We start from the raw sequence: 23,579 nt of genomic DNA, 5'->3' as shown, positions 1-23,579 counted from the left end.
CGTGCCGAGGCAGAACCAGAATCACTCTGGCAACAACAATCACTCAGGCAAGTGCCCATGTACGGAATTTCCATGCTATAAAAACAGGCGAAGTGTAAGTGCGCGCTTGCCGGGCCGTCAAGCACCGATGTGGCAATTTTTTTACCCGCTGGCCGAAATACGACAGTCATCCCGGCCTCATGCCGGCAGGGGAAACGCCACCGCGATACGGGCGCCGCGCCGGCCCGGTGCGGCCGCTATGCTCAGGTGCGCGCCATGGCGAGCCGCAATTTCAAAGGCGATCGGCAAACCCAGCCCGCAGCCGCTGGTGCCTTCGCTGGCGCTGCCGCGGAAGAACCGTTCCAGCACCAGGCCGCGCTCGTGTTCGGCAATGCCGGGGCCGTCATCGTCGACCGTCAGGCGCAGCGGATCGGCAGCGATACTCAAGGTGACGGTGCCACCGGCGTCGCTGTAGCGGATTGCATTGTCGAGCAGATTGCTGAGCAGTTCGCGCAGCAGGTGGCTGTCGCCGAGCACCATGACGCCGTGCTCGGCGCCGTCATAACCGAGATCGATGTGTTTTTTCAGGGCGCGGTCAGTCCAGCGCTCGACCTCGTCGCGCGCCAGCACGGCCAGATCGACGCTGCCCAGTGTCAAATGGGGGTGCACCTGCGCTTCCGAGCGCATCAGCGTGAGCAGCTGGTGGGTGACGTGGTGCAGGCGGGTGACGGCGCCATAGACGTCGCCCAGCGCCTGCTGCTGTTTGGCGGGATCCGTCTCGCGCGAGACGCGCGCGGTTTGCACCTGCAGCGTCGCCAGCGGCGTGCGCAACTGGTGGGCGGCATTGGCAATGAAACGCTGTTGCGAATGCTGCTCGTCGCTCAGTTTAGCGAGCAGGCGGTTGATCGCCCCCACCAGCGGCGCAATCTCGGCCGGCATGCGGGCACTGTCGGCCACCGGCGTCAGGCTGCCGGTGTCGTAACTGCCCAGCTGCGCAGCGACGCGGTCGAGCTGGCGCAGGTTGCGGCTGACGGCCAGCCACACGAACATACCCGCGAGAAATAAAACAGCCGCTTGCAGGGGTGCCGACTGCGCCACGATCTTGCCGGCCAGCGCTTCGCGCTTGTGCATGGTTTCGGCCACCATGATGCGCAGGGTATCGGCCGGCGCCGATGCCAGCGCCACTTCGACGGCCACCACGCGCACGGGCGCGCCCTCGATGATGGCATCGAAAAACAGCGGCTTGTCGGCGCGCATGGCCAGCGCCGGCGGCGGCGCGATGCTGGCATTGGCCAGCAGCACGCCATGGCGCGCCGTCGATGCTTGCCAGTAAATGCGGTCGACGCGGTCGTAGCGGAACATGTCGATGGCCACCTGCGGCAGCGCCAGGCTGGCCCGACCGTCCACCAGCCGCACCTGCGAGTTGAGGGTCATGGCCGAGTCGAGCAGCCACTGGTCATGCACCTGGTAGCCGACGTGACGGGCGATGATCATGCCGCCGAAGGCGCCGAACACCAGCACTGCCAGCAGCGGCGCCGACAGGTGCAGCAGCAGCTGACGGCGCAGGCTGCGCGGCGCTGTCGCTGTCGCTACCGCTACCGCTTCAGAGCGGCGCATGCTCTTCGAGCCGGTAACCAAGCCCGCGCAGCGCGCGGATCGACACCTGCGACTGTGCCTGCGCCAGCTTGCGGCGCAGGCGGCTGATGAACACTTCGATCATGGCCGGATTTTTTTGCGCGGCGTGGTCGTACAGCGCGTCGATGAATTGCGATTTGCTCACCACCCGGCCCGGGCGCCGCAGCAGCAGGCCCAGCACGGTCGCCTCGGCCGCGGTCAGCTCGACCGCGCGGCCCAGCACGCTCGCTTGCATGGTGGCCAGCTCGAAGGCGATGTCGCCGTAGTGATGCAAGCCGGTGCCGGCGCTTCTGCGCAGCAGGGCGCGGATGCGCGCTTCCAGCTCGGGCAGATCGAACGGCTTGGCCAGGTAATCGTCGCCGCCCGCATCGAGGCCGGAGACGCGGTCGTCGAGGTCGAAGCGCGCGGTCAGAATCAGCACCGGCGCCGTCAGGCCTCCCAGGCGCAGGCGCCGCAGCACTTCCAGGCCATCCAGATCGGGCAAGCCCAGGTCGAGGATCAGCAGGTCGTAGCTGGTGTGCTTGCAGGCGGCAATCGCCGCCTGGCCGTCGTAGACCACGTCGGTCTGGTAGTGCGATTGCGCCAGCGAACTGGACAGGCCATGGGCCAGTTCACGGTCGTCTTCGACGAGCAACAAAGTCATGTCTCGGTTTCCCGCAGCAAGGTTCAGTCAAGGTTGGGCCAGTATCATGAGAGCACCCACCGGACCGGGGTCGCGCTGGCATTTTAACCGAAGCGGCCAGATCGCCGTGCCGACGCCCTCCCCTGCAGCGGCCTGCGCCAGCAGCACCCGCCATCGATAGCGCAAATGCGCGCCGCTGTACCGGGCACAAGAAAAGGTAACAACTTTGATGAAGACGATGACGCTGCCCGGCGGCGAACACGCGGTCCTGGCATTGCATGGATTGCTGGGCAATCCACTCGAAATGCAATACCTGGGCAAGAAACTGCAAAGCGCCGGCTATACCGTGCACATTCCCCTCATCGAGGGCTATGGTTTTGCCGCTGGTACGGGTAGCGGCGCGTCGTATCGCACCGCTGACTGCGAGAGCTGGTACGCCGAGGTGGTGCGCCAGTTCGAGCAGCTCAAACGCACCCACGTGAGCGTGTCGGTGACGGGCTTGTGCATCGGCGCCGTGCTGGCGCTGCGCCTGGCCATCGACCGCGGCGACGAAGTGGCGGCGCTGTCGCTGCTGGCGACCACCCTCGCCTACGATGGCTGGAGCCTGCCGTGGTACCGCTTTCTTTTGCCGCTGGCCTATTACACGCCGCTGCGCCACCTGTACTCCTACCAGGAACGGGCGCCCTACGGCATCAAGAACAACAACCTGCAGCGCTGGATCGCCCGCGAAATGGCCGTCACCGGCTCGTCGGCGGCGGGCGCGGCGCGGCTGTCGGCCGAAGGCATTTTTCAGGCGCACCGGCTGATCCGCCAGGTCAGGAAACAGCTGGCGCTGGTGCACACGCCGGCCTTGATCATCCATGCGCAGGAAGACGACGTTGCCAGCACGCGCAGCGCCGATTTCGTCGACAGCCACATCAGCTCGGCGATCCGCCGCAAGCTGATCTTACAAGACAGCTATCACATCATCACGCTGGACAACGAGAAAGAGATCGTCGCCAACGAGACCATCGATTTTTTCAACCGCCAGCTGCTGCCGGCCGCCATGCCCTCCCCCTATTCTGAAGCGATTGCCTGATATGAACACATCCCTGCCTACCGTCATTACCCTGCTGGCCAAAAGCCTGAGCATTCCCGCCGACAGCATCAGCGCCAGCACCGTGCTGCTCGACCTGGGCGCCGATTCGCTCACTGTGATTGAATTGATTTTCGATCTCGAAGAAGCGTTCGACATCCAGATCGGCGACGAGCGGCCCAGCCTGGTCGTGGTGCAAGACATTGCCGATCACGTCGACCGTTACCTGGAACAGCGCACCGCCACCGCATGAGCGGCCAGCGGGTCGTCATCACCGGCATCGGCGCCATCTCGGCGCTGGGGACCGGTGCCGACCATAATTTTGCCCAGGTGCTCGGTGGCCGCAGCGCCATCGGCATGCTGGAACTGGCCGGCGCCCTGCAGCGTCCCGGCGTGCCGGCCGCGCAAATCACCTTTCCCCTGCCACCGGTGATCACCGGCGCCGAACTGGCGCAGTTCGACCGTCACGCGGTGCTGGCGTGGATCGCCGCCAGTGAAGCCTTGCAGCAAGCCGGTTTGAGCAGCGCGATGGAACCGAGCATGGACAGCGGCGTGTTCTGGGGCACCGGCATGGGCGGCGCCACCACCGTCGAGGCGGGCTACACCGATCTGTTTATCGATGGTAAAAAACGGGTGCGGCCGATGACCGTGGTGGCCGCGATGAACAACGCCGCCGCCGCCCACATCGCCCTGCGCTGCGGCTTTGGCGGCACCGTCAACAATTACAGCAGCGCCTGCGTATCGTCGGCGCAAGCGATCGGCGAAGCTTACCGTCACATTCACCACGGCTACGGCGCACGGGTGCTGGCGGGCGGCTCGGAAGCCCTGCTCAGTTACGCCGTGGTCAGCGCGTGGGAAGCGCTGCGCGTGCTGGCGCCGGCCGATGGTCAAACCGGCGAACGCTCGTGCCGGCCGTTTGCCGCCAGCCGCAGCGGACTGGTGCTGGGCGAAGGGGCCGCTGCCGTGATGCTCGAGTCGCTGGCATCGGCGCAGGCGCGCGGTGCCACCATTCTTGCCGAGCTGGTCGCTTACGGCAGCAGCAACGACGCCACCCACATCACCCGCCCCGACGCCAGCGGCCAGGCCCGAGCGATGCGCATGGCCTTGCAGCAGTCTGGCCTCGATGGCGCCGCCATCGGCTACATCAATGCGCACGGCGCCGGCACGCCGGCGGGCGACCTGGCCGAATCGCAATCGATCCGGCTGGCGTTTGGCGCGGCAACCGATGCCATTCCCGTCAGTTCGACCAAGTCGATGCACGGCCACACGCTGGGCGCGGCCGGTGCACTCGAATTCGTCATCACCGTGCAAGCCTTGCGCAGCGGCGCGCTGCCGCCGACGGCGTTTCTCGACCGGGCCGACCCGGCCTGCGATCTGCAGCATATTGCCGGGCAGGCGCTGCATGGCCGTACGGTGAAGGCCGCGCTGTCGAACTCGTTTGCTTTTGGCGGCAGCAACGTCGCCCTGATCGTCGCCCAATACGAAGCCCCCTGAGCCAGATGGACGACGACTACGAAGTACCGAGCCCGCACGAACAGCGCATCGAAGAACTGGCCGGGCAGGGCAGCGATGGCCTGGCGCAGCGCATTTCGCTGATGACGGCCGTGCTGGCAACCATTGCCGCCCTGCTCAGTTACGCCAGTGGCAGTGCGCAAAATGAAGCGATGTTCTTGAAGAACCAGAGCATCTTGAAGCAGGCCGAAGCGAGCGACCAGTGGGCCTACTATCAGGCCAAGTCGATGAAAGAGCACCTCGACGATGCGGTCGGCGCGCTGGCCGTCGATGCCGATACCAGGCGACATTTTCTGGAAGACCGGGCCAAACAAGCCAGCGATAAAGCGCTGGTGCAGCACGAAGCGCAGCGCTTGCAGGAAGAGTCGCGCAGCCTGGGCCGGCAGTCCGAGGCCAAGCTGCGCCCCCATGAGCACCTGGCCATGGCCTTGACGTTTCTGCAAATTGCGATTGCCCTGGCGGCCATCACGGTGCTGACGCGGCGCCGCTGGCTGTGGTGGAGCGCGCTATTGAGCGCGTCCGTGGGCTTGCTGATCGCGCTGACGACGCTGTTTTAATGGCCGCCGGTGAGCACCAGCACGATGATGACACCGAGGCCGATCAACAACACCTGCGGCACCGATTCCCTGACGGTGGCGCGGCGCTGCATCTGCGGCATCAAATCGCTGACGGCAATATAAATGAAGCCGGAAGCGGCAAACACCAGCACGTAGGGAATCAAGCCGCTGGCGCGGTCCAGCGTGAAATAGCCGAGCAAGCCGCCGGCGACTGCCAGCAGGCTGCACAGCAAATTGAACAGGTAGGCGCGCGTGCGCGAAAAGCCGGCGTTGAGCAGCACGATGAAGTCGCCGATTTCCTGCGGAATTTCGTGGGCGATGATGGCGACCCCGGTGACCAGCCCCAGCTTGGGATCGGCCAGGAAGGCGGCGGCGATCAGGATGCCGTCGGTAAAATTGTGCATGCCGTCGCCGATCAGGATCATCCAGCCGGCGCGGCCCGCTTCGATGGCATCGTGGCCGTGCGCATGGTGGTGGCCATCGCCCTCGTGGTGATGGGAGTGGCGCAGGATGGCCAGCTTTTCCAGCACAAAAAAGCATAGCAGGCCGCCCAGCAGGGTGGCGAACAGGGTGCGCGGGTTGGCCTTCGACTCGAACGCTTCCGGCAGCGCGTGCAGCAGCGAGGTCGACAGCATGATGCCAACCGACAGGCTGACCATGCGTTCGACCACTTTCGACAGCAATGTAAACGAAAACACCGCCGCGGCGGTGATGCTGACGACACCAGCGAGCGTGGTCGCCAGCAAAATGGAAATAAGAACGGGATCGATGGGTAGCCTCGTGAATACGGTCGCTCAATGCGAGCGGGCATTGTACTGCACCGCCAGTATCTGGCGACAATCAGCGAAGGCCCGCCATCGACGGCGCTTTGCCAGCGCGCGCCTACCTCGCTACCGCCGTGGTGGCGCTGGTGGTCACATAACCGGGCGCCGTCGACAAAATGGTGTAGGTGGCGGCGCCCTCGACGATGGCGGCCTGTTCAGTAAACTGCAGTGGCTGGCCGTTCCACACGGCCAGCGAAGGTCGGCTCAGCGGCAAGTTATCAAAGCGCACGAAACCACCTCCGATACCGGCCATGCGGTCACGCATACTGGCCCGCGGGCCATTCGCGAACGTCTGGTAGGCGCTGCCGTAGGCGGCATCGATGGTGCTGGCCGGTTGCAGCACCAGCACGGCGGTGATGGCGCCGGTGGCACTGGCGGGCAAGGCAATCGGCGCGGCGGCACTGTTCAGGGCCAGCACGGCGCTACTGTCAGCCACCTTGACGCCGGCGATTACCGCAGCGGCGTGGCCGTCGGCCGTGATCACCACTTCGTAGCTGCCAGGCGGCAGGTACGACAGCGAAAAAGCCCCACTGCCCGCCACCGGCAGCGCGGCGCGCACGACCACACCGTTTTGCTGGGCACTGACCCGCACATTGCTGCCCAGCAGGGCTGGATCGACCACGCCATCGATGCCATTCTTGATCGCAGGAAGTATGCTGATAAGCGGGCGCAACACCACATTGGCGCCGCTGGGGGCCACCGAACGGCAACCGTCGAAATCGGCGACCAGCTTGAGCGACTGGCCGTTGACCACATCGAAGCCATTGCCCAGGTCAATGGCGACGCCATCGGGGGCGGCCGCCTGGGTCAGCAGGGGAGTTTCGGCCGTTGCACCGGCAGCGACCACACTGTTGATAGTGGTGTTGGCGCTGTTCTGGTCGAGCACCAGACGGGCCTGCGCGTAGTGGCCAGGCAGCAGGGCCGCGCTGCCGAGCGCGGTGACGATGCCATTGTTCAGTTGCGCCAGGTTGATACGGCGTGCCGGTTGCAGCGCAATCTCGGTCCAGCCGGCGTCACTGGCGGCCGCGCTGGCACTGGCGTGAAAGCGGATTTTTGTCACCGTCACATTGATGGCGTCATAGCCGCAACCCGGTTCGGCTGTCATGGCCAGCGCCACCGTGCCGAACGAAGCCCCTGGCTGCGATGGTTGCGATGGCTGCGATGGCGTGTTCGGGGTGACGGTGACGGGCGCGCCCGTCGCTGGCGTTGAGGTTGACGACGCAGTGCCACCGCCACCGCCGCCACAGGCAGACAGGCAGGCAGCGGCCAGGGCCGAGGTGGCGACGAGGTGGAAAAAGCGTGTGTTCATGTCAGTGCCTTGCATCATTTAATTTATAAACAGCGGGAACTGTTCAGTGAGTGAAGCAATCTTATAGATGGCAATTTGAAACACAGTACGGCACTTCACATATGGAAAATACAATGTGAATCTAAAGCAACATTATTTAATTGTAATTGTTTTATCAAAAAAAAAGCAACCCTGGCAGCCCGCCAGAATTGCCAGGGTTGTCAGGGTTGCTTGATTGCAAACTGGGCCGTTGTTGGTCAGTGCGCCTCGTCCCAGTTCTTGCCCACGCCCACTTCGGCCAGCAGCGGCACCCGCAGACTGGCAACGCCCGCCATCAGCGCCGGCAGCCTGACCTTGACCAGTTCCAGTTCGCTCATCGGTACTTCCAGCACCAGTTCATCGTGCACCTGCATGATCATGCGGGTGGCGAGCTGATCGGCTTCAAGCCAGTCCTGCACGGCGATCATGGCCAGTTTGATCAGATCAGCGGCGGTGCCCTGCATGGGCGCATTGATGGCGGCCCGCTCAGCGCCCTGGCGGCGCGGGCCGTTCGGCGAATTGATTTCCGGCAGCCACAAGCGGCGGCCAAACACGGTTTCCACGTAGCCGCGCGCCTTTGCCTGCACGCGGGTGTCTTCCATGTACTGGCGCACGCCGGCGAAGCGGGCAAAATAACGGTCGATATAGTTTTGCGCGGCCGCCCGCTCAATCGCCAGGTTGCCGGCCAGGCCAAACGCACTCATGCCGTAGATCAGCCCAAAATTGATGACCTTGGCGTAGCGGCGCTGCTCGCTATCGACTTCACTTGCCAGCACGCCAAAAATTTCCGCCGCCGTCGCCCGGTGAATATCTTCGCCCTCGGCAAACGCGCGCAGCATCGCTTCATCGCCCGAGATATGGGCCATGATGCGCAACTCGATCTGCGAATAGTCGGCCGAGACGATCACATTGCCGGGGCCGGCAATAAATGCTTCGCGAATGCGGCGCCCTTCCTTGGTGCGGATGGGAATGTTTTGCAGATTCGGATCATTCGACGACAGCCGCCCCGTCACTGCCACCGCCTGGGCGTAATTGGTGTGGACGCGGCCAGTGTCGCGGTTGACCATGCGCGGCAACTTGTCGGTGTAGGTCGATTTGAGTTTCGACATGCCGCGGTATTCCAGCAAAATTTTTGGCAGCGGAAAATCCTCGGCCAGCTTTTGCAGCACTTCTTCATCGGTTGACGGCGCCCCGGTGGGGGTTTTTTTGATCACCGGCAGTTGCAGCTTGACGAAAAAAATTTCGCCGATTTGCTTGGGGGAACCGAGGTTGAAGGGGCCGCCGGCCAGTTCATAGGCTTGCTGTTCGAGTTCCATGATGCGCTTGCCCAACTCGGCCGATTGCACGTTGAGCAGCTCGGCGTCGACCAGCACGCCGTTGCGTTCAATTTTTTGCAGCACCACCGAGGTGGGCAACTCGATCTGCCGGTAGATATAGCGCAGTTGCGGGTCGCCGTCGACGTGCCCCTTGATGGCGCCGTGCAGGCGCAGGGTGATGTCGGCGTCTTCCGCGGCGTACTCGGTGGCGCGCGCCAGCTCGACCTGGTCGAAACAGATCTGGCCGGCGCCCTTGCCGCACACGTCGGCAAAGGCGATGGTGGTGTAGCCCAGGTGACGCAGGGCCAGGTTGTCCATGTCGTGCGGCTTGTGCGACTCGAACACATACGATTCGAGCAGGGTGTCTTCGACAATGCCGCGCAGGGTGATGCCCTGGTTGGCGAAGATGTGGCTGTCGTACTTGAGGTTCTGGCCCAGCTTGGGTTTGGCGGGATCTTCCAGCCACCCGCGCATTTTTTCCAGCACCAGTTCCCGCGGCAGCTGCTCGGGCACGCCCGCATAGCGGTGCGCCAGCGGGATATAACAGCCTTGACCGGGCTCGACCGACAAGGAGATGCCGACCAGTTGCGCCGTCATCGGTTCCAGCGAGGTCGTTTCCGTATCGATCGCCGTCAGCGCCGCCTGATCGATCAGGGCCAGCCACTTGGCCAGCTGTGCGACGGTGCTGACCATCTCGTAATCGCCGCGGATGACGGGCAGCAATTGCGGTTCGGCGAACTTGTCGCCCTCGGGCGAGTTGAGGGCGGGCACCGCGGCGCGCCCGCCATCCGGATTAGCGACGATTTCGCGCAGCAGCGTTTTAAAACCGAAGCGCTGGAAAAAGCCGGCCAGCGCGTCCTTGTTTTCGGGCTGGGCGACCAGCGACTCGCTGATGCTGACCATGTGGGCCGACAGGTCGCAATCGAGTTTCACCGTGATCAGCTCGCGGCCCTTGGGCAGCCAGTCGAGCGCCTGGCGCAGGTTCTCGCCCACCGCGCCGCCGATGCTGGCGGCGTTTTGCATGACGCCATCCAAGCTGTCGTGCGCGGCGAGCCACTTGAGGGCGGTCTTCGGACCGCACTTGGCCACGCCCGGGATATTGTCGACGGTGTCGCCGATCAGGGTCAGGTAATCGATGATGCGGTTGGGCGGCACGCCGAATTTGTCGCGCACGCCCGCCTCGTCGAGCTTTTCATTGCTCATCGTGTTGATCAACATGACCTTCTCGTTGACCAGCTGGGCCAGGTCCTTGTCGCCGGTCGACACCACGGTGTTCATGCCCAGCCGGGTCGCCTCGACCGACAGGGTACCGATCACATCATCGGCCTCGACACCATCGACCATCAGGATCGGCCAGCCCATGTAGCGCACCGCTTCGTGGATCGGTTCGATCTGCAGGCGCAGGTCGTCGGGCATCGAGGCGCGCGTCGCCTTGTAGTCGGCATACATGTCGTCGCGGAAGGTCTTGCCCTTGGCATCGAAGACGCAGGCGATGTAGGCGGCCGGGTAATCGGCGCGCAGGCGGCGCAGCATGTTGACCATGCCGTGCATGGCGCCGGTGGGGTGCCCCTCGGCACTGCGCAAGTCGGGCAAGGCGTGGAACGCGCGGTACAGGTAACTGGAACCGTCGACTAACAGCAGGGTATTTTGCATGGTGGGACTGTGCTTTAAGAAAGGCGTGATGGCCGCCCACGGGACGGCAAGATGGCTGCCATTATCGCAGAATCACCGCCGGCGTCCCCTTGAAGAAAACACCACGGCCGACAAGTCTGTATGCTGTCGGCAGGACGACGAATTGGGCGCACCACCGGCACCAGGGGTCCGCTGATGTTGCGCTGGTACCCGTTTGTTACAATGATGCTTATCGACTCACAAGGCGAACTACCATGGCGCGCATTCCTTGCAGTATTTCTACCAAGACCGTTTTTTTGCTCAGCATGCTGGCATCAACCGGCCTCGTCCTGGCCCAGCAAGCCCCCAGCGCGGCGCCACCGCCGCCCCAGCAAAAGCTCGAGCCGATCGAACCGGGTAGCGATGCGCCGGTGACGATCACCCCCCAGAAGCGTGACAAGAACAAGATTTCGCAGACCAAGGATGGCGGCCGCGTCAAGGAAGTGCAAGTGAGCGCGGGCGGCAGCAACTACACCATGAAAGGTGTACAACCGGGATCGACTGCAGATTTGAACAGCCAGAACGGCTCGACCGTGCGGCCGCCCCAGTGGAAGGTGCTGGAATTCGATTTCAATAAAAAGAAAAAAATCGATCCGGAAGGCGCTGGCGCCGACACCACCGTCAACGCTCCACCGCCGCAAACGGTCAAGTAATGTCCCGCGCGGGCGGGCCGGCGCCTGGCGCCGCCCTGCCTGGTCCCCGTATTCCGACTGTATTACCTTACCCATCATCGCTCGCACATGGCAGTTTTTACCGCGGTCAGCCTGGACGACCTCACCCCCTGGATCGAGCAATTCCCCTTAGGTAAAGCAAGCGCCCTGCAAGGCATTGCTTCGGGCATTGAAAACAGCAATTTCTTTCTCAGTACGGACAGTGGCGAATTCGTGCTGACGCTCTTTGAAAACCTCAGCTTCGAACAATTGCCGTTTTATCTGGAACTGATGCGCCACCTGGCCAGCGGCGGCGTGCTGGTGCCAGCGCCGGTGGCGACCCGCAGCGGGACACTGGTGGCCGACCTGCACGGCAAACCGGCCGCCATCGTCAGCAAACTCGAAGGGCGCTCGCAGATGGCGCCGACGCCGGTCCACTGCGCCGCCGTCGGCGCCATGCTGGCGCGCATGCACCTGGTCGGTCGCGACTTTCCCCTGAGCCAGCCGAACCTGCGCGGCCTGTCGTGGTGGATCTGGGCCACGCCGCAAGTGCTGCCCAACATGGACGACGCCAGCGCCACCCTGCTGTGCAGCGAAATGCGTTACCAGATCGAAACGGCCGACGGCGCCGCCCACCGGGCCCTGCCCTGCGGGCCCATCCACGCCGATCTGTTTCGCAACAACGTCATGTTCGACGGCGAGCAGCTGACGGGCTTTTTCGATTTTTATTTTGCCGGCTGCGATGCCTGGCTGTTCGACCTCGCCGTCACCGTCAACGACTGGTGTGTCGACCAGGATAGCGGCGCCCTCGACCTGGCGCGCCTGCACGCCATGGTCGACGCCTACCACGCAGTGCGGCCATTCGTCGCCGCCGAGCGCAGCGTCTGGCAAGCGATGTTGCGGGCGGCGGCGCTGCGCTTCTGGCTGTCGCGCCTGCACGACTTGCACCAGCCGCGCGCGGCAGAAATGCTCACGCCCCACGACCCCACCCATTTCGAGCGCATTTTGCGCGAACGTATCACTGTTTCGGCACCGGAGTTACCATGAGCACCACCGACGGCAAGATCGCCGCCAAGACGGGCTGGTTGTGGCTCAAGCAGGGCCTGGCCCTGTTTCGTCAGCAACCGGCGGCCCTCACCACGATCCTGTTTGCCAACGTGCTGCTGGTGCTGCTGCTGCACGCGATTCCCCTGCTGGGACAGTTTATTGCCGTGCTGCTGATTCCCTCGCTGAGCATGGCGCTGATGCAAGCCTGCCTGCTGATCGACCACAAGCAGCGGGTCACCTTGCCGGTGCTGCTGACTGGCTTTCAAAAGCCGCTGGTGTTTACGCTGTGCAAAATCGGAGTGGCCCACTTGACGGTGGTGATTCTGACCACCCTGCCCGGCCTGCTGTTGCTGGGCGATGGCCTGCTCACCCGCGCCCAGCTCAATCCCGCCAACATCAGCGGCAGCGACGCCCTGATCTTGCTGACCTGCAGCCTGCTGCAGATTTTCTTTATCATCGCACTGTCGTTCGCCGCCCCGCTGGCCACCTGGCAAAAAATGGCACCGGCCAAGGCGCTGTTCTACAGCTTTTTTGCCGTCTGGCGCTCGGCCCGGGTGTTCGTGGTGATGCTGCTGGCGTGGCTGGGCCTGTTCATGCTGATCAGCACCGTCCCCCGCCTGTTGCTGGGCAACTCGACGGTGGGCTTTGTGATCATGGCCTGGGTGGGATTTATTTTTATCTTGCTGCTGCAGTGCGCGATGTTTGCCAGTTACCGGCAGATTTTTGGCACCCCGGCACTGACGGTCAACCTGGCCAAGCCCTGACCGGCGCAGTGCATTAGCGCCCCGGCCGCTCCAGCTTGGCCACCGACAGGTCCAGCATCTTCATGCCGGCGCGCCCAAAATTGATGTGCGCGCGCGCCGAGCTGCCACTGCCTTCGATGTTAACGATCACCCCTTCGCCAAACTTGGCGTGGGCCACCGTCTCGCCGATGCGCCAGCCAGGACCGGACTGCTTTTGCGTGATTGCCTGGGCGATCTTGTTGTCCGAGCCGACGCCACCAAAGGCCGGTTCATCCCATGCCGAATTTTTCTTGGCGAACCAGTGCGACTGCACGCGCGGCGACAGCCACTTGAGTGAGGCTTCCGGCAACTCGTCGAAAAAGCGCGACTTGGCGTTATACCGGGTCTGGCCGTGCAACATGCGCGTTTGCGTGAAACTCATGTACAGACGTTTTCTGGCGCGCGTGATCGCCACGTACATCAGGCGGCGCTCTTCATCGACGCCATCGAGTTCGCGTGAACTCGATTCGTGCGGGAACAGACCCTCTTCCAGGCCGGTAATGAAGACAGCGTCAAATTCGAGGCCCTTGGCCGAGTGCACCGTCATCAGTTGCAACGCGTCCTGTCCCGCCTGCGCCTGCGAATCGCCCGCTTCGAGCGAGGCGTGCGAGAGGAAGGCCGACAACGGCGACATGATGGTCGCCAGCGGCGCGGCCGCATCGAGAATTTCGATGCCGTCCTGGAACAGCAGCGCCTCGCCCGCCTGCGCCTGCGCGGGCGGTCCCAGGTGCGCGGGCGCGCCCTGACCAAACCCTTCTTCCTGCACGAACTGGGCAGCGGCACTGACCATTTGCTCGATGTTTTCGATGCGGTCGGCGCCCTCTTTTTCATTGGCGTAATGGGTTAATAAACCGCTCGCCTCGAGCACCACGCGCACCATTTCGGGCAGCGCCAGCTGCTGCGTTTCAAAGCGGGCAGCTTCGATCAGCTTGACGAAACTGCCCAGCGAAGAACCCGATTTGCCGCTCACATAGGGCACCGCTGCGTACAGCGAAATGCCGTACTGCTCGGCAGCGGCCTGCAGCGTTTCAATCGAGCGCATGCCGATGCCGCGGGTCGGGAAATTGACCACGCGCAGGAAGGCCTGGTCATTATTCGGATTGTCCATCAATTGCAGATAGGCGATCACATGCTTGACCTCGGCGCGCTGAAAGTAACGCTGGCCGCCATACACGGTATAGGCAATGCCGGCGGCGAACAGCGCGTGTTCGATCACGCGCGACTGGGCATTCGAGCGGTAGAGGATGGCAATGTCGCGGCGCATGCCGCCATCGGCCACCAGGCCCTTCGATTCTTCGACGATCCACTGCGCTTCTTCCAGATCGGACGAGGCTTCGTAGATGCGCACCTGTTCGCCATGGCCCGCATCGGTGCGCAAGTTTTTGCCCAGCCGCTTGGCATTGTTGGCGATCAGCGTGTTGGCGCTGTCGAGAATGTGGCCGTGCGAGCGGTAGTTCTGCTCGAGCTTGATGAGATTTTCGACGCGGAATTCGCGTTCGAAGGCACTCATATTGCCCACATTGGCACCGCGAAACGCATAGATGCTCTGGTCATCGTCGCCGACAGCAAACAGGGCGCCGCCTATGCTGGTGCCGTGACCGGCCAGCATTTTCAGTAAACCGTATTGCAGATCATTGGTGTCCTGAAACTCGTCGACCAGGATGTGGCGGAAGCGCTGCTGATAATGTTCGCGCAGCGGCTGGTTACGCTGCAACAGCTCGAAGGCGCGCAGCAGCAGTTCGGCAAAATCGACCACCCCTTCGCGCTGGCATTGCTGGTCGTACAGATCGTACAGCTCGACCATCTTGCGCTCGATGGGATCGAAGGCTTCGACCTGGTTGGCGCGCAAGCCCTGGTCCTTGGCGTTGTTGATGAAATACATCAGCGCCTTGGCCGGGTATTTTTCATCATCGACGTTGTTTGCCTTGAGCAGGCGCTTGATCATCGACAGCTGGTCTTGCGAGTCGAGAATCTGAAAGGTTTGCGGCAAGGCGGCGTCGCGGTAATGGGTGCGCAGAAAGCGGTTGCACAAACCGTGGAAGGTGCCGATCCACATGCCGCGCGTCGATACCGGCAACATTGCCGACAGCCGCGTGAGCATTTCCTTGGCCGCCTTGTTGGTGAAGGTGACGGCCATGATACCGGCGGGCGAGACCTGGCCTGTCTGGATCAGCCAGGCGATGCGGGTGGTCAACACCCGGGTCTTGCCGGAGCCGGCGCCCGCCAGGATCAGGGCGCTCTGGGCCGGCAAGGTGACGGCGGCGAGTTGTTCGGGATTGAGATTGTGGAGGAGTTTCTGCATGCGCTCATTATACGGGCAGCGCAGCCTGTTCCGTAGCGAACGCCCATCCTCTATGGCGGTAGCGCACACGGCGGTTCCGGCACGGCGGCAGCACCGGCGAGGCGGGCCAGCGCCGCCCGCGCCGCCTTGGCGTCGCCAGCGAACTCGGTCAGGTGACGGCTGCGTTCTTCGCTGTGCCACTCGCTATCGGCAAAGCGACTCAAGGGATAGACCTTGCCGGTCAACACGGCCCCTTCGCGGCGCGCCATCAGGGCGCGGTCGGGGTCGCTGTTTTCGCGCAACAGGTAGGCGTCGACATCGCGCAGCGTCAACGGCAGCGCCGCCTGCTGATCGCGCAGCAGCTTGCCGAACACGGTCAGCTTGACTTCGTTGGGGCCGCTGGGCAGCACCTCATTAAAGCTGAGCAGCGCCAGCGGCGCGCCGCTGGCATCGTCGACGCGGCCGCTGACCACGTAGCGGCCGCGCTGGTGCACCTGCAGCGGCAAATAAAAGGACAAGGCGCCGTCGGCCACCACTTCGCGCGGCGGCCCGCTCCACACGGCGGGCAGCTCGGGGCTGTAGATGACGTCGAATTCGACGCTGCCCGCCTCGCCGCCGACGCTGTAGCGCACGCGCGTGCGGATGGTGCCATGAAAGCCGGCCAGCGCGCTGTTGACGGGAACGAGGGTGGCGGCATAGGCACCGTCGCCAGCGACCGGGTCGGCGCCGCTGCCATCGTCGGCAAACGGCAGGCTGATTGGCGCCAGCGGACGCTGCTTGCCGCTGGTGAGCGCTTCGGCGGTGGCGCCCAGCACCACCAGCGGCAACACCACGCCGTTGCCGTCGACGGCGCGCACGGAGAACGACACCGTCTCACCGGCGGCCAGAAAAACGCGCGTCTGCGCGGTCTGGATCAGCACCCTGGGATCGCTGGTGCCACCCTGCAGGCGCATGGGATTGAGTTGATTGATGGCGGCGTTCGGATAGACCTGATCAGGCTGCTCGCTGATGGGTCGTGAATTGAACGGGTACTTGCTGCTGTCGCGATAATGGCAATAGGTGGCGGCGCTCAGTTGCACTTGCGCCAGCAGCGCGCTGCGCCTGTCAAGCAAAGCGGCCGTGGGCAGCGCGGCGGGCAGCGCTGGCGCAGCGGCGCTCCGCAGCGGCGCCGCGCGGGCGGTCAGGCGCGCCTGCTGGCCGCTGCCGCCAGTCGATTCGGCAACGATCAGCCAGGCCAGCACCGCCAGCAGGGCCAGACCGGCGACCAGGCGGCGCCAGCGCAAATGGACAACAAGGTGCAATGCCACGATCGGTCACCGCTGCGAAGTTCATGCAAAGCGCATTATCGGGCGCAGCGGCAGCCGGCACCACGACGCACATTAAATACTGTGCAGCGCCGCGCCGGGGTGGCTCACCACACGCGGCAACGCTTGGCGGCAACCATCGGCTGCCCGGGCTTGCAAGAAAATGCCTGCTCGAACTGCGGCATGTTGACCACCAGGCCGTTGACCCGGTATTTGCCAGGCGAATGGGGATCGGTCATGGCGGTGACGCGCTGATTTTCCGGACGGTCGTTCTCGCACGCCCATTGCGCATTGCCGACAAAGAAGCGCTGCGCCGGCGTCAAGCCGTCGCGCAGGCCGGCCGCCTGCTGCGGCATGCTGGCCATCTGCGTCTGCCAGGCCATCCAGCCGAGAATCAGGCCGCCCAGGTCGGCGACATCTTCGCCCAGCGTCAGCTTGCTGTTGATCTTGATATCGTCGACCACCACGTACTGCGCGTACTGGTCGACGATGCACTGGGCACGCTCGTTGAAGGCGGCGGCATCCTTGCGCGTCCACCAGTCTTTCAGGTTGCCGTGGGCATCGAACTGGCGGCCTTCATCGTCAAATGCATGGGTCAGTTCGTGGCCGATGGTGCCGCCCGTGTTGCCGTAGTTGGGAGCGTCGTCCATCTTGCCGTCGAACAGGGGTGGCTGCAGCACGCCGGCCGGGAAGTTGATGTCATTCATTTGCGGGTTGTAATAGGCGTTCACCGTCGGCGGCGTCATGCCCCATTCGCTGCGGTCGAGCGGCTTGCCGATTTTATCGAGCTGGCGGCGCGCTTCGAAACGGTTGCCCCGTTCGATGTTGCCGGCAAAATCGTCGCGCTGCACGGTGTAATTGCTGTAATCGCGCCAGTGGTCGGGATAGCCGATTTTATTGACGATGGTTTTTAATTTTTCTTGCGCGCGCGCCTTGGTTTGCGCGCTCATCCAGTCGAGCCCGGCGATGTCGTCCTGCATCGCCTGCTCCACCTGGCGCGTCATGTGCAGCGCCTGCTCCTTGAGCGCGGGCGAAAAGGCCCGGCTCACGAACGCCTGCCCCAGCGCTTCACCGAGCTGGGCATCGACCAGGGTGACGCAGCGCTTCCAGCGCGGCTTTTGCTCTTGCACGCCGCGCAGGATGCGGCTGAAAAAATCAAAGTGTTCATTGTCGAAGCGCGATGCCAGTGCCGGCGCACTGGCGCGCGTGACGTGCCAGCGCAGATAGGTCTTCAGGTCGGCCAGGCTGGCGTCGCGCCACTGGCGGCCCAGCGCGCGGTAAAACGCTGGCTCGCTCACATTGATGGTGGCCGGTCGGCCCGCGCCGAGCGCCTGCAGATACACGTTCCAGTTGAAACCGGGGGTCAAGGCTTGCAGCGCGCGCGCTGACATCTTGTGATACAGCTTGTAGGGATCGCGCTTGTCAACGCGCGACAGGGTGGCGCGCGCCAGCGCCGTTTCGATGCGCATGACGGTGGCGGCGCTGCGCTGGGCCGCTTGCGGCGACTGGCCCAGCAAGACAAAGGTGTTGCCGATATGGGCCACATATTGTTGGCGGATGGCGACCGCTTTGGCATCCTGCTTGAGATAAGCGTCGCGGTCGGGCAAGCCGAGGCCGCCGCCATTGGCGAAGGCGATCACCTGCTCGGAATTGCCGAAATCCTGGTTGGCGCCGAACGCAAAAAACAGGCCGTCGTCGGCCAGCGCCAGCTGCAAGCGCGCCAGTACCGGCGGCACATCGCGCAAGCTGCCGATGGCGTCGATGTCGGCGAAATAGCCATCGAGCGGGGCGGCGCCACGCGCCTCGATCGCCCGTTCATCCATGCAGGCGGCAAAATAATCACCGGTCTTCTGGTCGTTGCTGCTGCGCGCCGCGCCCCCTTGCGCCAGGCCGTCGAGAATGCCCCACAGGTAGCGCTGATTGTCGTCGGTCAGCTTGGCGTACACCGACCAGCGCGCCTGGTCGGCCGGCAGCGGATTGTTTTTCATCCAGCCGCCGCAGGCGAACTGGTAAAAATCGACGCACGGATCGGCGCTGCGATCCATGGCCTTGACATCGAGGCCGGGGGTGTAGGGAAAACTGGTGACGGGCTGATCGGTGGCAGCACTTTGGGCGGCGGCCAGCGTGGCCCCGCTGGCCAAGGAAACGGCGACGACAAATCGGGCAAGCTGGCGCATCGGCGGGCACTCCAAAATGCCCATCGTGCCATAGTTAAATTGGCAAGGCAACCGCGCCGCCGTTACGGCGAGCGCTGCGCCAATCCCTGGGCGACGGCATCGGCGATGGCGCGCCGCGTGGCTTGCTCCGACAAGTGCACCTGCGCCTCGATGCGCTGGCCCAGCGCTTCCATGGTTTTACCGAGGGCGTCCATCGGTGCGCCGGCGACTTCCATTTGGGCGCCGAGCGCCTCGACCGGCTGCTGCGCCAGCGCCAGCTGCGCGCTGTGCGCATGTTGCTTAGCAAGCTGTTCGCCGAGCTTGCCCATGCGCGCGCCCAGCGCATCCATTTGCGCCCGTAACTGCGCGCGCCGCGCGCCGTCCGCATCGACCATCTGGCGCGCCAGCGCATCGACTTGCTGGCCGAGCTTGTCCTGCTGCTGCGCGAGCCGTCGCAGCGCACCTTCGCCGGGGCGCTGGTCTTTGCCGACCTGCTGCTCGAGCTGCCGGCCCAGCGCGGCCATCTTGCGGCCGTGAACATCCATCTGCTGGCTGTAAGCCTGCATCTGTTCAGTCAAGACATCGACCGGCGCCCATGCCTGCGCCACCCGGCCGACAATGGCGCGGTCGGTCACCACATACGGCGTGCCATCGTTGACAAACCAGAGGAACTCGCCATCGATGCGCCGCTGGGCCGCCTCCAGGTGTTGCCAGTCGGCGCGCGAGGTACTGGCATGGATGGCGGCATGACCGGGGCGCACCAGAGAATAAGGTTCGGCGTCGCTGCGATGCGCGGCGCTGGCGGCCGTGGCCGGTGGTGCCGGTGCTGCCGGTGATGCCGGTGGTGCCGGTGGTGCGGGTAATGCCGGTAATGCCGGTGGTGCCGGTGATGCCGGTAGCGCTGGCAGTGCCGGGGTGGCTGGGGTGGCTGGGGTGGGTGGGCTCGCCGGTGGTGCCGGTAAGGTCGGTAATGTCGGTAATGCCGGCAACACCAGTGGCGGCGGCGGCGGCAGCAGCGCTTGCACGCCAGCGCTGGCGACCATGGTGACGCCGGCCGCCAGCAGGCCGGCCAGCGGCAGCAGCAATTTCCAGCTCAGTGCTTGCGCTTCGCTGCGCAACAGTTGTTTGATGCGATGCATGAGATGTCCTCCGTGGGCCGCGTGGGCCAGTCGATGTTGGGTGTAAAGGGGGTGGGTGAATTGCAATCGGTCCAGCTCGGCAAGCGCCAGCGCCAGCCGCCGCCGGTCGCCCAGCAAGGTGGCGGCGATGTCGTCGGCGACCTCCTCGCGCAACAGCCGCAGGCGGCGCGACAGCCACCACACGGCCGGGTGATAGAACAGCACGATTTCTAGCGCGCTTTGCAACAGGTTGAACAGGTAATCGTGGCGACAAATATGCGCCAGTTCGTGGGCCAGCAAGGCTTCGAGCAGCGCCACCGGCATGCCGCTCACCAGCGCCGCCGGCAACAGGACCACCGGCCGCAGCCAGCGTGCTGTCAGCGGACTGGCCAGATCATCGACCACGCCCACCCGCACGGCGCGGCCGATGCCAAGGCGCCGCGCCAGCACGCTGGCGCGCGCCTGCCAGAATGGCTCGGCGGCAGCACGCGCAGGGTCGGTACGGCGTCGCACCCACCACAGCCCCAGCAACAGCCGCAGCGCCAGCGCGCCCGCTCCAGCCGACCAGATCAATAGCAGCAAGGACAGGCGCGCCTGCACGGCGTCGCGCCAGGGGGGCAACTGCGCCGGCACCGGCACCGTGATGAACATGGCAACAACGGCAACCGCGGCGTCCGGCGCCAGCGAGGACACGGGCGCCGCCAGCGGCGCCTGCAGACGCGTCACCAGGCCCGCCACTGGCGCGGCGGCGCAGAGCAGCAGGGCGCCGCCCACCAGCGCATAGCGCGCTTGCGCACTGGCGCGGCGCATCAGCGCCAGCAGCACGGCGCTGGCACAGGCGATCAGCGCACCCTGCCAGAGGAAATCGAGGAGTGACCAGGCCAGGGCGGACAACAATGAGATGCGCATCGAATGCTTCCTTGCTGCAGTTAAATGGGCGTGGAAGTAGAATAAAATATCTAGATTATAAAGTCTAGAATATTTTTTCTAGTTAGGCGCGCGTTCGACGGCGCCCATGAAAATGAGCATAGGCCGGCCCCGCAATGGGCGATAGCACGATGCGATGGGCGGTGAAAAACGGGGAGTGGACAGCAGAGGGGCGGAACAAAGGCGCACAGCGGGAGCGGCGCGTGCCGCTCCCGTAAAAGACAATTTAAAAAATGACGACCGAGCGGATCGACTCGCCCGCCTTCATCAAGTCAAAACCTTCATTGATGCGCTCGAGGGGCAGACGGTGGGTAATCAAGTCGTCGATATTGAGCTTGCCGTCCATGTACCAGTCGACGATCTTCGGCACATCGGTGCGCCCGCGCGCGCCGCCGAAAGCGGAGCCTTTCCAGACGCGCCCGGTGACCAGCTGGAACGGCCGCGTGGAAATTTCCGCGCCCCCTTCCGCAACGCCGATGATGATCGACTGGCCCCAGCCCTTGTGGCAGCACTCGAGCGACTGGCGCATGGTGGTGGTGTTGCCGATGCACTCGAAACTGTAATCGGCGCCGCCATCGGTGAGGCCGATGATGGCATCGACGACATTGCCAGCGGTGGAAGGATTGATGAAATCAGTCATGCCGAACTTGCGCGCCATCGCTTCGCGCGCCGGGTTCAGGTCGACGCCGATGATTTTATTCGCGCCCACCATCTTGGCCGCCTGGATCACGTTCAAGCCAATGCCGCCCAGGCCGAACACCACCACATTGGCGCCCGCCTCAACCTTGGCGGTAAACAGCACCGCGCCCACACCGGTGGTGACGCCGCAGCCGATGTAGCAGATCTTGTCGAACGGCGCATCGGCGCGCACCTTGGCCAGGGCGATTTCCGGCACCACGATGTAATTCGAAAAGGTCGACGTGCCCATGTAGTGAAACAGTGGCTTGCCATCGAGCGAAAAGCGGCTGGTGGCGTCGGGCATCAAGCCGCGGCCCTGGGTCGAGCGGATCGCCTGGCACAGATTGGTTTTTTGCGACAGGCAGTATTTGCACTGGCGGCATTCGGGGGTGTACAGGGGAATGACGTGATCGTCGCGGCGCAGGCTGGTCACGCCGGGACCGACGTCGACCACCACGCCTGCGCCCTCATGGCCGAGGATGGCCGGAAAAATACCTTCCGGATCCGCGCCGGACAGGGTGTAATAATCGGTATGGCAAATGCCGGTGGCCTTGATTTCGACCAGTACTTCACCGGCCTTCGGGCCTTCCAGGTCGACTTCTTCGATCGTCAGCGGGGCGCCGGCCTTCCAGGCGACTGCGGCTTTGGTTTTCATGATGCTCCTGTATCGGGATAATAAGCAGCATGATAACCGCGACACTGGAAAACCTGCCGAACAGCCGTGAAATCGGCCCAGGCCGATCGGTCAGGCCGGCAGCAAACGCTGCTCCCACATCTGGCTGACCTGGCTGGCCAGGCGCAGCGGCACCAGCGGCTTGGCAATCACGCCGATGGCGCCGACGCCGACGTAGCGGGCGAGGTCTTCCGGCATGGTCAGGCCGGTCATGAACACGGCTGGGGTGTCGGCCAGATGGGGCAGCTGGCGCAGCGCTTTCAGGGTGGCCAGACCATCGAGTTCCGGCATCATAACGTCGAGCAAGATCAGATCCGGCTGAAAATTGGCGGCCGCCAGCACCGCCTGGCGGCCCGAGCTGCACTCGCGCACCGTAAAATTGCCGATCACTTCGAGCACCAGCTTGGCCGTGGTGCGCACATGTAAATCGTCTTCAACGTAAAGGATGTAGCGCAGATCGGTGTTGGTGAGTGGCATGACTAAACTCCGACGAAACAGGGATGCCGCGCACACGGCAATATTGGGCACACTGACACAGCTTCGGCGCAGTAAGCCGCACAACGACGTCAGCGCAGCGCGACGACGCCGCTGACGCGCCGCCGTGCAGCAAGGTTCGCTGATGCCAGCGTGGAAGGCGCTGCGGAGAATTGATGATAGCTGGAAAGTTGCCGTGAATCTACACTTCACTAAGCACTAGCCACGCGCGCACCGATCCCGCAGACGGCGGCGCGAGATCTGCCGGGCGAGCGCGGGAGCGAGAGAACTTAGGGCAGCAGGAGGCGCTTATTTGCCCTTGTTGCGGCTGACGAAACCGGCGTGCAGGGCGTTGAGCATTTCTTCGGCGCTCAGCAACTGGTCAGCTACCTCGTTGATCTTGCGCCGGCTCGAACGCGCGTGGTCGCGCAGCACCTCGAAAGCGGTGTTGCGGTCGGACTGGAAGCGGCTCATCAGCAGGCCTACCGCCACGCTGGTCTCACGGCCAGCCGCCAGCGCCGCATTGAGGTTCACTTCGGTGCGGCGCAGCTGGCGGATCTCATCGGCGCGCGCCAGCGCCGCTTCAAAGGCGGGCAACAGGCGCGCAGCGTCGATCGGCTTTAACAAAAACCCGACCGCGCCATACTGGGCCGCCAGGCGCGCTGATTCGGCATCGGCGCTGGCTGACAGAAACATGAAACCGACCGACGTGTTTTCATGCAGGTGGCGCGCCAGTTCGAGGCCGGACATGCCGGGCATGGTGATGTCGAGCAGCGCCAGATCCGGTTCGCGCACGGCGATCTGCCGGATGGCCCCGGCCGCCGACGGCGCGCTGACGGTGTCATAGCCCGCGTGCGCCAGCACTTCAGCAAGAAATTCGAGCAACAAGGGGTCGTCGTCAACCAGCAGGATCAGGCGTTTGACAGGAGCGGCAGGGGTCATAAGTGAACGCTGGATGGTTGTACAATTGC

At 64.1% G+C, this 23,579-nt stretch carries 19 protein-coding genes; 7 read left to right on the top strand and 12 right to left on the bottom strand.

Annotated elements, in window-relative coordinates; genetic code table 11:
* Window positions 1-177: 177 nt before the first annotated feature.
* The gene (locus ACP7BZ_RS08185; RefSeq protein WP_426111911.1) at window positions 178-1,596 is read right to left on the bottom strand and encodes a sensor histidine kinase; all 1,419 of its coding nucleotides are present in this window, start codon (window positions 1,594-1,596) and stop codon (window positions 178-180) included.
* Window positions 1,583-2,257, bottom strand: coding sequence for a response regulator transcription factor (locus ACP7BZ_RS08180; protein WP_426111909.1), 675 nt, complete (start codon window positions 2,255-2,257; stop codon window positions 1,583-1,585). The genes ACP7BZ_RS08185 and ACP7BZ_RS08180 overlap by 14 nt, the downstream gene beginning before the upstream one ends.
* Before the next feature lie 208 nt (window positions 2,258-2,465).
* Between ACP7BZ_RS08180 and ACP7BZ_RS08175 the strand changes: the two genes are divergently transcribed.
* The 4 genes from ACP7BZ_RS08175 to ACP7BZ_RS08160 are packed head-to-tail and all read left to right on the top strand — an operon-like array spanning window position 2,466 to window position 5,380.
* Complete coding sequence (locus tag ACP7BZ_RS08175; RefSeq protein ID WP_426111907.1) at window positions 2,466-3,314, top strand: alpha/beta hydrolase; 849 nt, start codon at window positions 2,466-2,468, stop codon at window positions 3,312-3,314.
* 1 nt (window position 3,315) lies between these two features.
* Entirely contained in the window at window positions 3,316-3,564 is a 249-nt protein-coding gene (locus ACP7BZ_RS08170; RefSeq protein WP_426111905.1) for a phosphopantetheine-binding protein, read from the top strand.
* The gene (locus tag ACP7BZ_RS08165) at window positions 3,561-4,805 is read left to right on the top strand and encodes a beta-ketoacyl-[acyl-carrier-protein] synthase family protein (RefSeq protein ID WP_426111903.1); all 1,245 of its coding nucleotides are present in this window, start codon (window positions 3,561-3,563) and stop codon (window positions 4,803-4,805) included. The genes ACP7BZ_RS08170 and ACP7BZ_RS08165 overlap by 4 nt, the downstream gene beginning before the upstream one ends.
* Before the next feature lie 5 nt (window positions 4,806-4,810).
* Window positions 4,811-5,380 carry a DUF4337 domain-containing protein gene (locus ACP7BZ_RS08160; protein ID WP_426111902.1) on the top strand — a complete coding sequence of 190 codons (570 nt, stop codon included), beginning with the start codon at window positions 4,811-4,813 and terminating at the stop codon, window positions 5,378-5,380.
* On the opposite strand, the gene ACP7BZ_RS08155 is transcribed toward ACP7BZ_RS08160, so the two are convergent.
* The 3 genes from ACP7BZ_RS08155 to polA form a co-directional block, all read right to left on the bottom strand.
* A complete protein-coding gene (locus ACP7BZ_RS08155; RefSeq protein ID WP_426111900.1) occupies window positions 5,377-6,126 on the bottom strand; it encodes a ZIP family metal transporter in 750 nt (249 codons plus the stop codon). The genes ACP7BZ_RS08160 and ACP7BZ_RS08155 overlap by 4 nt on opposite strands.
* Before the next feature lie 136 nt (window positions 6,127-6,262).
* Window positions 6,263-7,513, bottom strand: coding sequence for a DUF4382 domain-containing protein (locus ACP7BZ_RS08150; protein ID WP_426111898.1), 1,251 nt, complete (start codon window positions 7,511-7,513; stop codon window positions 6,263-6,265).
* Window positions 7,514-7,749: 236 nt separating this feature from the next.
* Window positions 7,750-10,500: a DNA polymerase I gene (polA, locus tag ACP7BZ_RS08145; protein WP_426111896.1), complete on the bottom strand. Its 2,751-nt coding sequence runs from the start codon at window positions 10,498-10,500 to the stop codon at window positions 7,750-7,752.
* 233 nt (window positions 10,501-10,733) lie between these two features.
* Between polA and ACP7BZ_RS08140 the strand changes: the two genes are divergently transcribed.
* The 3 genes from ACP7BZ_RS08140 (at window position 10,734) to ACP7BZ_RS08130 (ending at window position 12,979) form a co-directional block, all read left to right on the top strand.
* Window positions 10,734-11,171, top strand: a complete 438-nt coding sequence (locus tag ACP7BZ_RS08140) for a hypothetical protein (protein WP_426111894.1) — start codon at window positions 10,734-10,736, stop codon at window positions 11,169-11,171.
* Window positions 11,172-11,258: 87 nt separating this feature from the next.
* Window positions 11,259-12,215, top strand: coding sequence for a homoserine kinase (locus ACP7BZ_RS08135; RefSeq protein ID WP_426111892.1), 957 nt, complete (start codon window positions 11,259-11,261; stop codon window positions 12,213-12,215).
* Window positions 12,212-12,979, top strand: a complete 768-nt coding sequence (locus ACP7BZ_RS08130) for a BPSS1780 family membrane protein (protein ID WP_426111890.1) — start codon at window positions 12,212-12,214, stop codon at window positions 12,977-12,979. The genes ACP7BZ_RS08135 and ACP7BZ_RS08130 overlap by 4 nt, the downstream gene beginning before the upstream one ends.
* 13 nt (window positions 12,980-12,992) lie before the next feature.
* Here ACP7BZ_RS08130 and ACP7BZ_RS08125 read toward each other — a convergent pair whose 3' ends face one another.
* The 7 genes from ACP7BZ_RS08125 to ACP7BZ_RS08095 form a co-directional block, all read right to left on the bottom strand.
* Complete coding sequence (locus tag ACP7BZ_RS08125; RefSeq protein WP_426111888.1) at window positions 12,993-15,299, bottom strand: UvrD-helicase domain-containing protein; 2,307 nt, start codon at window positions 15,297-15,299, stop codon at window positions 12,993-12,995.
* A gap of 50 nt (window positions 15,300-15,349) precedes the next feature.
* Window positions 15,350-16,585, bottom strand: coding sequence for a choice-of-anchor X domain-containing protein (locus ACP7BZ_RS08120; protein WP_426111886.1), 1,236 nt, complete (start codon window positions 16,583-16,585; stop codon window positions 15,350-15,352).
* Window positions 16,586-16,689: 104 nt separating this feature from the next.
* Window positions 16,690-18,759: a M13 family metallopeptidase gene (locus tag ACP7BZ_RS08115; protein WP_426111884.1), complete on the bottom strand. Its 2,070-nt coding sequence runs from the start codon at window positions 18,757-18,759 to the stop codon at window positions 16,690-16,692.
* Between the two features lie 62 nt (window positions 18,760-18,821).
* Entirely contained in the window at window positions 18,822-20,765 is a 1,944-nt protein-coding gene (locus tag ACP7BZ_RS08110) for a M56 family metallopeptidase (RefSeq protein ID WP_426111882.1), read from the bottom strand.
* A 244-nt stretch (window positions 20,766-21,009) separates the two neighbouring features.
* Window positions 21,010-22,116 (bottom strand): S-(hydroxymethyl)glutathione dehydrogenase/class III alcohol dehydrogenase, encoded by a 1,107-nt coding sequence (locus ACP7BZ_RS08105; protein WP_426111880.1) that lies wholly within the window; start codon window positions 22,114-22,116, stop codon window positions 21,010-21,012.
* A 90-nt stretch (window positions 22,117-22,206) separates the two neighbouring features.
* A complete protein-coding gene (locus ACP7BZ_RS08100) occupies window positions 22,207-22,611 on the bottom strand; it encodes a response regulator (protein WP_426111877.1) in 405 nt (134 codons plus the stop codon).
* A gap of 306 nt (window positions 22,612-22,917) precedes the next feature.
* Window positions 22,918-23,550 (bottom strand): ANTAR domain-containing response regulator, encoded by a 633-nt coding sequence (locus ACP7BZ_RS08095; protein ID WP_426111875.1) that lies wholly within the window; start codon window positions 23,548-23,550, stop codon window positions 22,918-22,920.
* Window positions 23,551-23,579: the final 29 nt, after the last annotated feature.

Source organism: Massilia sp. PWRC2, from assembly GCF_049896725.1.
Lineage (GTDB): Bacteria > Pseudomonadota > Gammaproteobacteria > Burkholderiales > Burkholderiaceae_D > JAFCUW01.
This window is presented reverse-complemented; position numbering and strand designations above follow the sequence as displayed.

Excerpts from the sequence above, each read along its gene's own strand:
- ACP7BZ_RS08185 (WP_426111911.1), bottom strand. The coding sequence starts at position 1,596 with ATGCGCCGCTCTGAAGCGGTAGCGGTAGCGACAGCGACAGCGCCGCGC.
- ACP7BZ_RS08180 (WP_426111909.1), bottom strand. The coding sequence starts at position 2,257 with ATGACTTTGTTGCTCGTCGAAGACGACCGTGAACTGGCCCATGGCCTG.
- ACP7BZ_RS08175 (WP_426111907.1), top strand. The coding sequence starts at position 2,466 with ATGAAGACGATGACGCTGCCCGGCGGCGAACACGCGGTCCTGGCATTG.
- ACP7BZ_RS08170 (WP_426111905.1), top strand. The coding sequence starts at position 3,316 with ATGAACACATCCCTGCCTACCGTCATTACCCTGCTGGCCAAAAGCCTG.
- ACP7BZ_RS08165 (WP_426111903.1), top strand. The coding sequence starts at position 3,561 with ATGAGCGGCCAGCGGGTCGTCATCACCGGCATCGGCGCCATCTCGGCG.
- ACP7BZ_RS08160 (WP_426111902.1), top strand. The coding sequence starts at position 4,811 with ATGGACGACGACTACGAAGTACCGAGCCCGCACGAACAGCGCATCGAA.
- ACP7BZ_RS08150 (WP_426111898.1), bottom strand. The coding sequence starts at position 7,513 with ATGAACACACGCTTTTTCCACCTCGTCGCCACCTCGGCCCTGGCCGCT.
- polA (WP_426111896.1), bottom strand. The coding sequence starts at position 10,500 with ATGCAAAATACCCTGCTGTTAGTCGACGGTTCCAGTTACCTGTACCGC.
- ACP7BZ_RS08140 (WP_426111894.1), top strand. The coding sequence starts at position 10,734 with ATGGCGCGCATTCCTTGCAGTATTTCTACCAAGACCGTTTTTTTGCTC.
- ACP7BZ_RS08135 (WP_426111892.1), top strand. The coding sequence starts at position 11,259 with ATGGCAGTTTTTACCGCGGTCAGCCTGGACGACCTCACCCCCTGGATC.
- ACP7BZ_RS08130 (WP_426111890.1), top strand. The coding sequence starts at position 12,212 with ATGAGCACCACCGACGGCAAGATCGCCGCCAAGACGGGCTGGTTGTGG.
- ACP7BZ_RS08125 (WP_426111888.1), bottom strand. The coding sequence starts at position 15,299 with ATGCAGAAACTCCTCCACAATCTCAATCCCGAACAACTCGCCGCCGTC.
- ACP7BZ_RS08115 (WP_426111884.1), bottom strand. The coding sequence starts at position 18,759 with ATGCGCCAGCTTGCCCGATTTGTCGTCGCCGTTTCCTTGGCCAGCGGG.
- ACP7BZ_RS08110 (WP_426111882.1), bottom strand. The coding sequence starts at position 20,765 with ATGCGCATCTCATTGTTGTCCGCCCTGGCCTGGTCACTCCTCGATTTC.
- ACP7BZ_RS08105 (WP_426111880.1), bottom strand. The coding sequence starts at position 22,116 with ATGAAAACCAAAGCCGCAGTCGCCTGGAAGGCCGGCGCCCCGCTGACG.
- ACP7BZ_RS08100 (WP_426111877.1), bottom strand. The coding sequence starts at position 22,611 with ATGCCACTCACCAACACCGATCTGCGCTACATCCTTTACGTTGAAGAC.
- ACP7BZ_RS08095 (WP_426111875.1), bottom strand. The coding sequence starts at position 23,550 with ATGACCCCTGCCGCTCCTGTCAAACGCCTGATCCTGCTGGTTGACGAC.